Annotated in this window: 14 protein-coding genes; 1 reads left to right on the forward strand and 13 read right to left on the reverse strand. The window is 71.6% G+C overall.

Annotation, left to right across the window (positions count from 1 at the left end; all coding sequences use genetic code 11):
- Window positions 1-58: 58 nt before the first annotated feature.
- From ABZ833_RS22375 to acpS, 12 genes are all read right to left on the reverse strand, one after another.
- A complete protein-coding gene (locus ABZ833_RS22375) occupies window positions 59-595 on the reverse strand; it encodes a flavin reductase family protein (RefSeq protein WP_361049250.1) in 537 nt (178 codons plus the stop codon).
- A gap of 13 nt (window positions 596-608) precedes the next feature.
- The gene (locus ABZ833_RS22380) at window positions 609-1,697 is read right to left on the reverse strand and encodes a 3-oxoacyl-[acyl-carrier-protein] synthase III C-terminal domain-containing protein (RefSeq protein WP_361049252.1); all 1,089 of its coding nucleotides are present in this window, start codon (window positions 1,695-1,697) and stop codon (window positions 609-611) included.
- Between the two features lie 14 nt (window positions 1,698-1,711).
- The gene (locus ABZ833_RS22385) at window positions 1,712-2,113 is read right to left on the reverse strand and encodes a phosphopantetheine-binding protein (protein WP_361049254.1); all 402 of its coding nucleotides are present in this window, start codon (window positions 2,111-2,113) and stop codon (window positions 1,712-1,714) included.
- An 88-nt stretch (window positions 2,114-2,201) separates the two neighbouring features.
- Window positions 2,202-2,396, reverse strand: a complete 195-nt coding sequence (locus ABZ833_RS22390) for an acyl-CoA carboxylase epsilon subunit (RefSeq protein ID WP_361049256.1) — start codon at window positions 2,394-2,396, stop codon at window positions 2,202-2,204.
- Window positions 2,393-3,934 (reverse strand): acyl-CoA carboxylase subunit beta, encoded by a 1,542-nt coding sequence (locus tag ABZ833_RS22395; RefSeq protein ID WP_361049667.1) that lies wholly within the window; start codon window positions 3,932-3,934, stop codon window positions 2,393-2,395. Before ABZ833_RS22395 ends, ABZ833_RS22390 begins: the two co-directional genes overlap by 4 nt.
- 59 nt (window positions 3,935-3,993) lie before the next feature.
- A complete protein-coding gene (locus ABZ833_RS22400) occupies window positions 3,994-4,761 on the reverse strand; it encodes a 3-oxoacyl-ACP reductase family protein (protein WP_361049258.1) in 768 nt (255 codons plus the stop codon).
- Complete coding sequence (locus tag ABZ833_RS22405; protein WP_361049260.1) at window positions 4,758-7,139, reverse strand: beta-ketoacyl-[acyl-carrier-protein] synthase family protein; 2,382 nt, start codon at window positions 7,137-7,139, stop codon at window positions 4,758-4,760. Before ABZ833_RS22405 ends, ABZ833_RS22400 begins: the two co-directional genes overlap by 4 nt.
- A gap of 2 nt (window positions 7,140-7,141) precedes the next feature.
- Window positions 7,142-8,443, reverse strand: coding sequence for a beta-ketoacyl-[acyl-carrier-protein] synthase family protein (locus ABZ833_RS22410; protein ID WP_361049262.1), 1,302 nt, complete (start codon window positions 8,441-8,443; stop codon window positions 7,142-7,144).
- Window positions 8,440-8,823 carry a hydroxymyristoyl-ACP dehydratase gene (locus ABZ833_RS22415; protein WP_361049263.1) on the reverse strand — a complete coding sequence of 128 codons (384 nt, stop codon included), beginning with the start codon at window positions 8,821-8,823 and terminating at the stop codon, window positions 8,440-8,442. The genes ABZ833_RS22410 and ABZ833_RS22415 overlap by 4 nt, the downstream gene beginning before the upstream one ends.
- Window positions 8,820-10,157: a beta-ketoacyl-[acyl-carrier-protein] synthase family protein gene (locus tag ABZ833_RS22420; protein ID WP_361049265.1), complete on the reverse strand. Its 1,338-nt coding sequence runs from the start codon at window positions 10,155-10,157 to the stop codon at window positions 8,820-8,822. Before ABZ833_RS22420 ends, ABZ833_RS22415 begins: the two co-directional genes overlap by 4 nt.
- Window positions 10,154-10,615: a hotdog domain-containing protein gene (locus ABZ833_RS22425; protein WP_361049267.1), complete on the reverse strand. Its 462-nt coding sequence runs from the start codon at window positions 10,613-10,615 to the stop codon at window positions 10,154-10,156. The genes ABZ833_RS22420 and ABZ833_RS22425 overlap by 4 nt, the downstream gene beginning before the upstream one ends.
- A 2-nt stretch (window positions 10,616-10,617) precedes the next feature.
- Window positions 10,618-11,007, reverse strand: coding sequence for a holo-ACP synthase (gene acpS, locus ABZ833_RS22430; RefSeq protein ID WP_361049269.1), 390 nt, complete (start codon window positions 11,005-11,007; stop codon window positions 10,618-10,620).
- 46 nt (window positions 11,008-11,053) lie between these two features.
- Here acpS and ABZ833_RS22435 point away from each other — a divergent pair, with 46 nt between their 5' ends.
- Window positions 11,054-11,824: a MerR family transcriptional regulator gene (locus ABZ833_RS22435; RefSeq protein ID WP_361049271.1), complete on the forward strand. Its 771-nt coding sequence runs from the start codon at window positions 11,054-11,056 to the stop codon at window positions 11,822-11,824.
- A 15-nt stretch (window positions 11,825-11,839) separates the two neighbouring features.
- On the opposite strand, the gene ABZ833_RS22440 is transcribed toward ABZ833_RS22435, so the two are convergent.
- Window positions 11,840-12,283 (reverse strand): MarR family transcriptional regulator, encoded by a 444-nt coding sequence (locus ABZ833_RS22440; RefSeq protein WP_361049669.1) that lies wholly within the window; start codon window positions 12,281-12,283, stop codon window positions 11,840-11,842.
- Window positions 12,284-12,294: the final 11 nt, after the last annotated feature.

The following is a 12,294-nucleotide window of genomic DNA, read 5'->3' on the forward strand; positions in this document are numbered from 1 at the left end:
CGACAGAGGGCCGGCGCGTGGTCCGCGCCGGCCCCCGTCGACCCCGCGGCCGAGCGTGTCATCGCAGGGACAGGAACTGGCCCTGGTGGTAAGCGAGTGGGTCGGCTCGTTCGGTGAATCCGATGCCGGTGACGTCTGCGATGAAGATGCTGTGGTCACCCGCGGAGACCTCCTGGGCCACCCGGCAGTCCAGATGGACGACGGCTCCGTCGAGCACCGGGGCGCCCGAGCTGCCGATGCGGTGCGGCACGCCCGCGAAGCCCGCGCTGCCCAGCGGCCGCCTCGACGAGGCGAACCAGCCCGCGAGTTCCGACTGGTCCTGCCCCAGCACGTTCACGGTGAAGGCGCCGGTGGAGCCGATCGTCCGGGCGCCGCGCGAGGTGTGACCCAGGCAGACAAGCAGCATCGGCGGTTCGAGGGAGACCGAGGCCAGTGAGGAGACCGTGGTCCCGTGCGGCCCTTCGGGGCCGGACGAGGTGACCACTGCCACGCCGGTGAGGAACCTCCCCATGGCCTGCCGGAACTGCCCGGCGACGACATCGTCGCCGGGTGCCGTATCCGTCGCGGACGGCTGTGGGCTGGTACGGGACGTCACGCCGCATCCCTTCTCAGCCCGCCGGAGCGGTCGCGGTCCAGTCCACGACGGCGCCTGCGTAGATCCACTTGGTGGACTCGACGCCGACCAGCATCAGCCGGTCGCCCGGCTTGACCCGGCCCGTGCGCCAGGCGTCGTCGAGGAAGAGCGGCACCGCCGCACAGCCGACGGCCCCCATGGTGGAGAGGCTGTCGAAGACCTTCCCGTCGAGCGCCTTCCACTCGGCGGTGTCGAGGCCCAGCTCCTGGAGCGCGTCCAGCATCCAGCCGACATTGCCCTCGGGGATCAGGCACAGATCGACGGAGCTGACGTCCACGTTGCTGTGCCGCAGGGTGTTGCTGATCGCCTCGGTGACCATCACGGGGGTGAAGTCCCCGGCGCCGACCACGTCGACCTTGAGGTCGACCAGACGCTTGGCCTTCAGCTGCTCATGGATCGGCGCATGCGTGCCGCCGCCCACGGAGTGGATGCCGGCCTTGCGGTCGCCGCCGATGGCCTCCATCGCGGCGCCCAGCAGACCACCGGACTCCGCGTTCTCCTCGGCGCGCAGCACGATCGCTCCCGCGCCGTCGCCGAACATGTAGACCGGCATCCGGTCCCGCATGCGGATCTTGTACGGGTCCTTGCCGAGGAAGATCGGCGCGAGGACGGGGGAGATGGCCTCGCTCCCGATGACCAGCGCGGTCTTGTAGACCCCCGACTCCAGGTACATCCGGGCGACATCCAGGCCCTGGACGACGCCCGCGCCGCCTGAACGGATCTCCAGGGTGGCGCAGCGGACCAGGCCCAGACGCTCCTGGACCATGTTGACCAGCGGCGGCAGCGGGTAGTCGGGGGTGCCGGTGGCAAGGATGATCAGGTCGATGTCACCGGCCTCCAGACCGGCCGACTCCAGGGCTCGCACGGCGGCCTTGTAGGCCATGTCCGAGTTGTTCTCGCGGTGTTCGCCGGTGGCCGGGTCGATCATCCAGAACCGGCGCTCGATGGAGAGGCCCTCGCGCACCTCGTCGGGCAGGGGCCCGACGAGGCGCGCGATCTCCTCGGTGGAGATCGGGTCACCGGGCTGATAGCCGCCGGTGCCGATGATCTGAACTGCGGTCATCTGGTACAGCCCCCTCAGACCGTGGCGAGCGCGGCGCGGTGCTCGACGAGGCCGACCAGGTTGTTCACCGTGAACAAGCCCATGACCTGGGTGGCCTCGAGCTTGCCGGTGAGTTCGGCGGTGTCGATCTGGGGCATGACCTTCTTCAGCTGTGCCAGGCCCGCGGCCGAGACGATCTCGTTCTCGTCGCCGAACTCCTCGTCCGGTATGCCGCCCTGGACGTAGGCGGCGAGCTCCGCCGCCTGGATCTTGATGCCGAGCGAGCGCTCCAGGCGGAACAGGATGTCGAGCAGATCGATCGACTCCGCGCCCAGGTCGTCCAGCAGGGTGGCCTCGGGTACGACCTCGTCGGTCTCGGCGCCCAGGGCGTCGATGACGGCTTCGGTCACGGCTTCGACGATGGTGTTGCGGTCCATGGATGGTCCTCCGGGACTCGGATGGGAGCGGTGGCTTGGTGTTCTCGTACTGTCAGATCCGCCGGTACGGCCCGCGGATACACCGTGATCAGCAGGCCCAGGAAACGGGCGAGACCGACGCGGCGTCCCGCGGCGCCGGCCAGGGGGCCGTGCGGCGCGCGGGCTCGGGGCCCGCTGGGGCGCCCGCGGGCGCCGTGGCCAGTCGCAGCGCCACAAGGACCGCGCAGAGCTCCTCGGGGGTGGGGCTGCCGCTGACCACGGTCAGTTCCACGGCGGCGCTCACTGCGGCTGGTTCCCGTGCTTGCGCCGCACCAGCGGTACGTACTTGGCGCGCAGCAGGGCCAGCGAGCGGATCAGCACCGAACGGGTGTCGCGAGGGTCGATGACATCGTCGACGAGCCCGCGCTCCGCCGCGTAGTACGGATGCATCAGGGTGCGCTTGTACTCGTCGATGACCTCGGCGCGTTCCTCCTCCGGGTCGTCGGCGGCGGCGATCCGCTTGCGGAAGACGACATTGGCGGCGCCCTCCGCGCCCATCACCGCGATCTCGTTGGTGGGCCAGGCGAAGGACAGATCGGTGCCGATGGAGCGGGAGTCCATCACGATGTACGCACCGCCGTACGCCTTGCGCACGATGACCTGGATGCGGGGAACGGTGGCGTTGCAGTACGCGTACAGCAGCTTGGCGCCGTGCCGGATGATCCCGCCGCGCTCCTGGTCGGCGCCGGGCAGGAACCCCGGCACATCCACGAGCGTGACCAGCGGGATGTTGAACGCGTCGCAGGTCTGGACGAACCTGGCGCCCTTTTCCGAGGAGTGGATGTCCAGGACGCCGGCCAGCTGCATCGGCTGGTTGGCGATGACACCCACCGTATGCCCGTCGAGCCGCGCGAGGGCGCAGATCAGACTGGTGCCCCAGCCCTCGTGCACCTCGAAGAAGTCGCCGTCGTCGACGATCTCCTCGATCACCTTCCGCATGTCGTACGCGGCCTGCGGATCGACCGGGACGATGTCGAAGAGCGCGTCGCCCGAGCGGTCCGGGGGATCCTCCGGGACCAGGGCAGGGGGCATCTCCCGGTTGTTGGACGGCAGTAGGGACAGCAGGTGGCGGACGTCCTCGAAGCACGACTCCTCGTCGTCGTGGGCGAACGCCGCCAGACCCGAGACCTGGGAGTGCATGTCCGCGCCGCCCAGTTCGTCCTGGGTGAGCTTCTCGCCGGTGACGGCCTGGACCACGTCGGGCCCGGTCAGGAACATCTGCGAGGTGCCGCGCACCATGAAGACGAAGTCGGTCAGTGCGGGGGAGTAGGCGGCGCCGCCCGCGCACGGGCCGAGCACCACACTGATCTGCGGGATGAGACCGGAGGCCCGGACGTTGCGGCTGAAGATCCCGCCGTACCCGGCGAGCGCGGTCACTCCCTCCTGGATACGGGCCCCGGCGCCGTCGCAGAGCGAGATCAGCGGCACGCCGCTCGCCTCTGCCAGGTCCATCACCTTGTGGATCTTCTGGGCGTGCGCCTCGCCGAGCGCGCCCCCGAAGACCCTGAAGTCATGTGCGTACACCAGGACGTCACGGCCGTCCACCCGGCCCCATCCGGCGACCACTCCGTCGCCGTGCGGGCGCCTGCGGTCCATGCCGAAGTCGGTGGCACGGTGCCGGCGCAACGGCTCGATCTCCGTGAACGAACCCTTGTCCAGGAGGAGTTCGATCCGCTCGCGGACGGTCAGCTTGCCTTTGGCGTGCTGCCGTTCGGTGGCCGCCGCGTCCCCCGCGTGCAACTCCTCCTTGACGACCCGCAGTTCGTCGGCCCGCTGCTCCATCGTCTCGCGCGGCAGCTCACCCTGGTCAGCGGCGCGCAGCACGGTCTCTCCAGGGCTGCTCATGGGTGCCCCAGACCCAGCGCCGTCATGGCGCCGCCGTCCACATTGACCAGCGATCCGGTCATGTACGAGGACTCGGGGCCGCTCAGGAAGCGGACCACGTCCGCGATCTGTTCGACCTCGCCGAACTTCCGCAGCGGGATCTGCTTCTTGATGGAGCGGCCGGTGGCGCCCTCCGTCAGGCCCGCCACCAGATCGGTGGGGGCGAAACCGGGAAGGACCGCGTTGACGCGGATGCCGAAGCGCGCCGACTCCATGGCGCAGCAGCGGGTGAAGGCGTTGACCGCGCCCTTGGACGCGGCGTAGTTGGACTCGCCGATCCAGCCTCGCTCACCCATGACGGAGGAGACGTTGACGATCACGCCCGTGCCCTTGCTCATGAAGTGCGGCAGCACGGCCTTGGTGCAGTGGAACACGCCGCCGAAGTTGACCTTCATGACGTCCAGCCAGTCGTCCATCTCCATGTTGAAGATGAGCGCGTCCTGGGCCACCCCGGCGTTGTTGACCAGGATGTCCAGGCCGCCGAGGTCGTCGACGGTCTGGCGGACCAACTCCTGGGCGGCGGCGGAGTCCGCGACGTCGCCGTGCACGGTGATCGCGCGCCCTCCGGCCGCCTCGATCTCGCGGGCCAGTTCCTTCGCCGGGCCCTCGGAGCTTCGGTAGTTGATGGCGACAGCGGCGCCGTCGGCGGCCAGCCGGCGGCAGACGGCGGCACCGATGCCCCGGGAACCGCCGGTGACCAGGGCGACCTGTCCTTGGAGCTTCATCGGGTCTCTCCAGACGTAGTGGTGGTACGGGACTCCTCGGCGCCGCAGCGCACGGCGAGCGAGACATGGCTGCCGCCGAGCGAGGAGCTGTTCAACAGCACAGGGCGGCCACCGAACCGGCCCTGGTGCAGGGCGAGCGCGAGCGTCAGCGCACCGCCGACGCCCATCGGCTCGCCGAGGACGGTCTTCGGGGCGTGCAGCGGCGGGACCCCGTACGGGTGGAAGAGCCGCTGCACGGCCTTGCTCTCGGCGGTGTCGGCGGCGTGCAGGCCGGCCGAGGCGAGCCACACCGCGTCCACCCCGGTCGGCGCAAGACCGGCGTCGTCCAGGGCCGTGCGCATCGCGCGCTCCAGGCCCCGGCCGCGCGCATCCCAGAGCCGGGCCCGGCTGGCATCGGATGCCATGCCGTGGCCGAGCACCTCGCCGAGGACCGTGGCGCCGCGCGCGATCGCCGTGGAGCGCCGCTCAAGGACGACGGCGACGCTGCCCTCGGCGAGCGTGAACCGGCCGTCCGCCGCCGCGCCGGGCTCCCGTGTGGAGGCCGCGCCGACCGCCGCGTACGCCCGGCCCACCTGCTCGGTCAGGGTGTCGGTGACCGTGCACACCAGGGCGTCGGCGTGCCCGGCCGCCAGGAGATCGGCGGAGTAGGCGAGCGCGGCGGCGCCGGTGGCGTGGCCCACCGAGAGCGTGGAGGTCGGTCCACGCAGCCCGAGCTGGATGGCGACCTGCCCGGCCGCCTGGTTGTAGACGGTGTTCGGGAAGACGGACGGGTCGGCGGCGGCGGGACCTTCGGCGAGCAGCGGAGTGGTGAACTTCTCCATCGCCTCCATCGGTCCCGTGCCGGTGCCGAAGACAAGGCCGAGCGCCTCGGCCGCCGCGCTGCCGGGCTCGAACCCCGCGTCAGCGAGGGCCTTGACGGTGGCGGCGACGGAGAACTGGGCGAGCCGGTCCATCCGGCGGCGCTCGCGCTTGGTCAGATACGGACCGGGGTCGAAGTCGACCCGGCTGTGGCGCAGTCCGCCGCCCCACTCGACCGGGCACTGGCCACGGGTGTACGCCGACCAGACCTCGGCCGCCGTGGAGCCGGCCGGACTGAGCAGCCCGATGCCGGTGATCACCACGCGGTCGTTCTCCGGCTGTGGCGGGCGGTGGCCGTCCGCCGTCCTGGTGAGCACCAGCGAGGCGTTGGCGCCGCCGAAGGCGAAGTTGTTGGAGAGCGCGGCTCCGGTGTCCAGGTCCCTGGCGGATCCCGGGATGTAGTCGAGCGGGCATTCGGGATCGGGCGTGGTGTACCCGGCGGTGGGCGGCGCCAGCTGGTCGGCCAGCGCCTTCGCCGTCACGATGGCCTCGGCCGCGCCGGCGGCGCCGAGCATGTGGCCGATCATGGACTTGGTGCTGGAGACCGGTGTGCGGGCCGCTTCCTCCTCGCCCAGGGCGAGCCGGATGGCGTTGGACTCGGCCGGGTCGTTCTTCGGGGTGCCGGTGCCGTGCCCGTTGACGTAGCCGATCTGCTCGGGCGTGATCCCGGACAGCCGCAGTGCCGACTCGATGGCCTTGGCCGCACCCTTGCCCTCCGGGTGCGGGGCGGTGGAGTGGAAGCCGTCGGCGGAGAGGCCGTAACCGGCGATGTCGGCGATGCCGGTCAGGCCGTGCCGGCGGGCGAACTCGGCACGGACCAGCACGAGCATGCCGCTGCCCTCGCCGAGCGAGAGACCCCGCCGCCCCGCGTCGTACGGCGCGGCGGGCTCGGGCGACAGCGACTGGAGCGCGTTGAACCCGGCGAAGCAGACGTCCGAGAAGGCGTCGCTGCCGCCGGTGAGGACCGCGTCGGCCCGGCCCGCGCGCAGCAGATCGGCGGCGAGTCCGATCGCGTTGGCACCCGAGGCGCACGCGGTGTTCACCGCGAGCACCGGGCCACGCAGCCGGAACGCCGCACCCACCGACTCGGCGAGCGCCTGCGGGGTGACCAGCAACGGCAGCCCGGGGTCCGGGACTTCACCGTCCTGTACCGCCCGCAGCCACTCCCGGCCCGAGAGCAGTCCGGCATTGCAGGTGCCGAGCACCACGCCGAACCGCTCGGGCTCCACCAGACCCGCGGGCAGCGCGGCCATGGCCTCCTCCGCGGCCACCAGGGCGAGTTCGATCGCCCGTTCACGGAATCCCTCCGGATGTCGGTACCCGCGCGAGGGCTCCACCGGATCCGTCACCTCGCCGCCGAGCTTGGTGTCGAGCCCGTCCATCTCCAGGGCCTGTACGGGACGGATGCCGACCTGCCCCTGCCGCGCGCCGTCCCACAGGTGCCCGGCCGTGGAGCCGAGCGCCGAGATCGCTCCCGCGCCCACCACGGTCACACCACTGCTCCTGTGCTGTGGTTCCATCGTCAATTCCCCCTGTGAGCCTGCTCGGTGGGTGCGCTCAGCACGAGCGCCGTCTGCTGCCCTTCAAGACCGCGGCCGATCGCCACGGTGTGCCGCACCTGTCCCTCGCGGGCCTGTCCTGCCACCCAGTCCATCCCCGCGCACTCCGGGTCGAGCCGCTCGAGGCCCAGCGTCGGCGGCAGGGCCGAGCCGTCGATCGCCATCGCGCAGACCGCCGCGTTGAGCGCCCCCGCGCCCGCGACGAGATGCCCGGTCGCCGGTTTGACGCTGCCCGCGGCCGTGGCGGAGTCGTGGCCGAAGACCCGGGTCAGCGCCCGTGCCTCGGTCCGGTCGCCGAGCCGCGTCGCACATCCGTGGGCGGCCACATAGTCGACATCGGCGGCGTCCACCCCGGCCTCGCGCAGGGCCCGCAGCACCGCGGCGGCCAGTGGCTCGCCGTCCGGGTGCGGGGTGACCAGGTCGGGGTCCTGGGTCGCGCCGAAGCCGCCGATCTCCGCGTGCACATGGGCGCCGCGGCGACGCGCGGACTCCCACTCCTCGAGGACCAGGAAGACCGAGCCCTCGCCGAGCACCGAGCCGCTGCGCTCCCGGTCGTACGGACGGAAGGCGCCCGCGCCCGCTTCGTTGCGGGTGGTGAGCACGCCGAGGCCGTCCATCTTGGACATCACCCACCAGGACGCGGCGTCGTCGAAGCCGCCGGCGATCACCACGTCGGACTCGCCGTGGCGGATCGAGCGGAAGCCCCGGGCGAGCGCCGTCACTCCGGCGTCGGCGGTGCCGTGGTAGTAGGAGTTGGCGCCCTTGAAGCCGTGCGCGTGCGAGAGATGGAAGAGCGATGCGGACTGCAGGCCCTCCACGAAGTACAGCGGATAGAACGCGGACGAGGCGCGCTCGCCGAGCTGCCGCAGATCCGCCCTGCCGTCCTCGCGGCGGCCCGCCAGACTGCCGGTCAGCAGATGCTCCGGGTTGGAGATCTCCTTGTTGCCGCCGACGAACACCCCGGCCCGCTCCGGGTCGTACCCCGCCGCCTCGAGTTCGAGACCGGCGTCCTCGACGGCCAACGCGGCGCCCGCGATGGCGAGTTGGTCATTGCGCGTGGTCATCCGCAGGGACTTGCGAGGGGCGTACCTGGTCGCCTTGAAGTCCGTCAGCTCGGCGGCGATCCGGGTGGAGAGCGACGCGGGGTCGTACCCCTGGATCGGCCCGATGCCACTGCGCCCGTCGAGCAGCGCCTTCCAGGTCTCGACCCGGCCGTCGCCCAGGGCCGTGAGTACTCCGATGCCGGTGACCGCGACCCGCCTCATGCCGTCACCTCGCCCTTCTCCAGGCGGAGTTGGCGGATCGTGGTGATGTCCCGCCCGCCGACGCCGACCGCCGCCTTGAAGGTGACGGACGACTCGGTCGCCTCGGTCACCTTGACGCTGATCTCCAGCCGGTCACCGGGCTCGGCGAAATGGCGGTAGCGAACCCGCCGCGCCTCGGCGAGCACCCAGCGGGAGCCTCGCGGCAGCCGGGGGGCGGCGAGCCGGGCGGCCCGGACGATGTCGTCCAGGATCAGCACGCCGGGCAGTACGGGAAACCGGGGGAAGTGAGTGGCGAACACGTGCAGGGTGCCGGGGACGTTGCGGACGGCGACCGCCCGGTCGCCCGGTACCACGTCGAGGACCTCGTCGAACGCTGTCATGCTGCCTTTCCTTCGCTCGGTCCCGCACTTGGTCCCGCACTCGGTACTTCGCCCGGTCCCTCGCTCGTCGCGGCCTTGACCACGAAGCAGGCGTTGGTGCCGCCGAACGCGAAGGCGTTGACCAGAGCGGCGCGCACCGGGCGGTGCACGGCCTTGTTCGGCACGTAGTCGAGATCGAGCTTGGGATCGGGACGGTCGAGGTTGATGGTCGGTGGCACCAGGCCCTCACGGATGGCGCCGAGCGCCGCGATCAGATTGACGCCCGCGGCTGCCGAAGTGAGGTGGCCCGTCATGGACTTGGGGGAGCTCACGCACAGCTCGTGGGCGTGCTTCCCGAAGAGCTTCTTGATGGCCAGGGTCTCGCTGGCGTCGTTGCCGGGCGTGGACGTCCCGTGCGCGGCGATGTAGTCGACGCCGTCCGGGCCGAGGCCCGACTCCGCCATCGCGTCCCGCATCGCGGAGATCGCGCCGCCGCCGTCCGGCGGCGAGTCGGTGATGCGGTAGGCGTTCAACGTCGAGCCGTAGCCGACGAGTTCGCCATGGATACGGGCGCCGCGAGCCACCGCGCTTTCCCAGTCCTCCAGGACCGCGATGACCGCGCCCTCACCGAGGACGAAGCCGGAGCGGTCGGAGTCGAAGGGGCGCGATGCCCGCTCCGGTTCGTCGTTCCAGCGGTCGGTGATCGCGCCGAGCAGCGAGAAGCCGAGTACGTCCATCCAGGTCGTCAGCGCGTCGAAGCCGCCGGCGAGCATCTGGGTGCACTCGCCCTCCTGGATGCGCCGGTAGGCCTCGCCGATCGCGTGCGCGGCACCCGCACAGGCGGTGGAGATGCCGACCATGGGGCCGCGGCAGTTTCCGGCCCCGGCGACGGCGGCGACCCCCACGTTCTGGTTGCGCAGCAGTACGTCACCGGGGGCCTGGCGGTACAGATCGTGGTAGTCGCTGGTGCTCAACTGATGCGACATGTCGACCAGTTCCTGGAGCTCGGGCCTGCCGACCGTGCCGGCCACGGCCACCCCCCGGTCGTACGGATCGGCGGTGTTCCAGCCCTCGCCCGCGTCCGCCAGCGCCTCCTGGGCCGCGGCGAGCGCGAACAGCGCGGCACGGGAGAGATGACGTCGCTGCTTGGCGGGTGCCACGCTCCTGGGGTCGAAGCCCTTGACCTGGCCGGCGATCCGTACCGGGAAGGCGGCGGCGTCGAAGGTCTCCAGGGCGCTCACGCCGCTGCGGCCTTCGGCCAGGCCCTGCCAGGTCTCGGCGGCGCTGTTGCCGAGCGGGGTGACGGCACCGACCCCCGTGATGGCGACCCGCCGCATCGGCTGCGTGCCGTTCATCGGCGACCACCGCCGGACGGTACCCGGGTGAGGCGTTCCAGCATCCGACGGGTGTCCTCGGGGTCCTCGAGATCCTCGGCGGGCAGCAGGGCGCACATCACGGCCTCGGCCTTCATCACGGTCCTGCCGTTCACCGACGCCGTGCCGGAGAGGACCGCGGTCTCCTCGCCCATGGACTCGACCGTCCCCTCAAGGACCAGGGTGTCGCCGGGACGCACCGGCTCATGGAAGGAGACCCCGTCCACGGAGAGGAGCGCGGCGCGCTGCCGTACCCCGGTGGTGGCGATGATCAGCCACGTCCCGGCCTGGCAGAGGGCTTCCAGGATCAACGGCTCGGGCATCTGTGGGCCGTTTCCCTCGTGGCGCCAGAAGTCCTCGAGCCAGGAGGTGAGTTTGCGGGCGCTGATGGTGCGCCCCGCATCCCAGGCGTCGATTCGGTCGATCAGATGGAAACGCATCGTCATCCTTCGTCTAGGAACATCACGGCGTGGGCGATGGCGTACTCCCCGCTGTGCGAGAGCGAGAGCTCGACCGAGGAGGCCCCGGCCTTCGCCGCCCGGTCCCCGGCCCCGCCGGACAGGCGCACCCGGGGGCGTCCGAGCGGGGTGTTGACCACCTCCACGTCGGTCCAGCGGGTGCCGGGACCGAGCCCGGTGCCGAGCGCCTTCAGGACGGCTTCCTTGGCGGCGAACCGCGCCGCCAGATGGGCGAGACGATTGCGTTTGGCGGCGCAGTAGGCCCGCTCGCGGCCGGTGAAGATGTCCTCTTCCGCGGCGGGGTTGTCCGCAAGGAGCCTGCGGATCCGGTCCACTTCGACCAGGTCCACCCCGACTGCGATCTGTGTCGCCACGCCACCCATCCCCCGTCATCCGTTCCGGCACTGCACTGAGAGATCCGTGCCGTGGCATCGCGGATACACCGGCGTGCGGGTGTATCCGGCGGCCGTCGTGCGGGATCTGTCATGCGAGGTCGGAGTGCAGGACCGGGCGGAGGTGGGGCAATTGCGCATCGGCGAATTCAGCCGTCGGGTCGGCGTGCCGATACCGACGATCAAGTACTACCTCCGCCAGGGCCTGCTCTCCCCGGGCAGCCTCACCAGCCCCAACCAGGCCACCTACGGCCCCCACCACGAACACCGGCTGCGGCTCGTCCGCGCGCTGAGCGAGTTGGGCGGGGTCCCGCTCGCCCGGGTGCGCGCCGTCCTGGTGGCGATGACGGCGCCGGACGTGACGACCCTCGGTGTGCTCCGCGCGCTTCGTGAGCACGAGCCGGAGCCGGAGCCTGAGCACGGCCCCGACCACGAGCAGGCCCGGACGGCGGTCCTGGAGACCCTCACCCGCCGGGGATGGCTGATCTCTCCGGACGACCCCGAGGTCAGGAAGCTGATCGCCACGGCCCTCGCCTCGCGGAGCCTGGGCCACGCGGAACTGGCGGTGGAGGCCCTGGACGCCTACGCGGAGGCGAGCGAGCGAGCAGCACGCGTGGAAGCCCGGTACGTCGCCGACGGCCATGACCCGCGGGAGCGGGCGGAACGGGCGGTGGTGGTCGCACTGCTGGGCGACGCGCTGCAGTCCTCGGTGCGCAGACTGGCACTCGAAGGGGCCATGCGCACCCCGCGGACCGGCGGCCCCGCGCTACGGCGGCAGGGCCCGAAGGCACGCTCCTGACCGGCAGTCCTGCCGTCAGGAACGGGGGCGGTCCCGCTCCGCGAGGTCCGCGTCGATCGCCGCCCGCAGCTGAGCGAGCAACGTCTCGAAGCGGGCGAGGAGTTCGGGCGGGTACTGGGCCATCGTCGCGTCCATGCGCCCCGCGAGCGGCGTGAAGAACTCGTCGGCGCGTTCCCGGATCCCCGGGCGGCTGTGCAGCGTGACGACGCGGCGGTCGGTGTGCTCGCGGGTGCGGTCGATGTGGCCCGCGGCTTCGAGCCGGTTCAGGAGCGCGGTCGTGGCGCCCGACGAGAGCAGGATGCGTTCGCTGAGGCGGGCCGGGGAGAGCGGGGTGCCGTTGTCCTCGGCGGTGACGATCTCCAGGAGGGCGTCCGCGTCCGTGGAGTGCAGGCCGAGCCAGACGGCGAAGCGGCGGCTGAGCTCGTTGTACCGCTCGCCGTAGCCCCTGAGCCCGTCCATCAGGCGCTCGC

The organism is Streptomyces sp. NPDC047525 (assembly GCF_040643025.1).
GTDB lineage: Bacteria > Actinomycetota > Actinomycetes > Streptomycetales > Streptomycetaceae > Streptomyces > Streptomyces durmitorensis.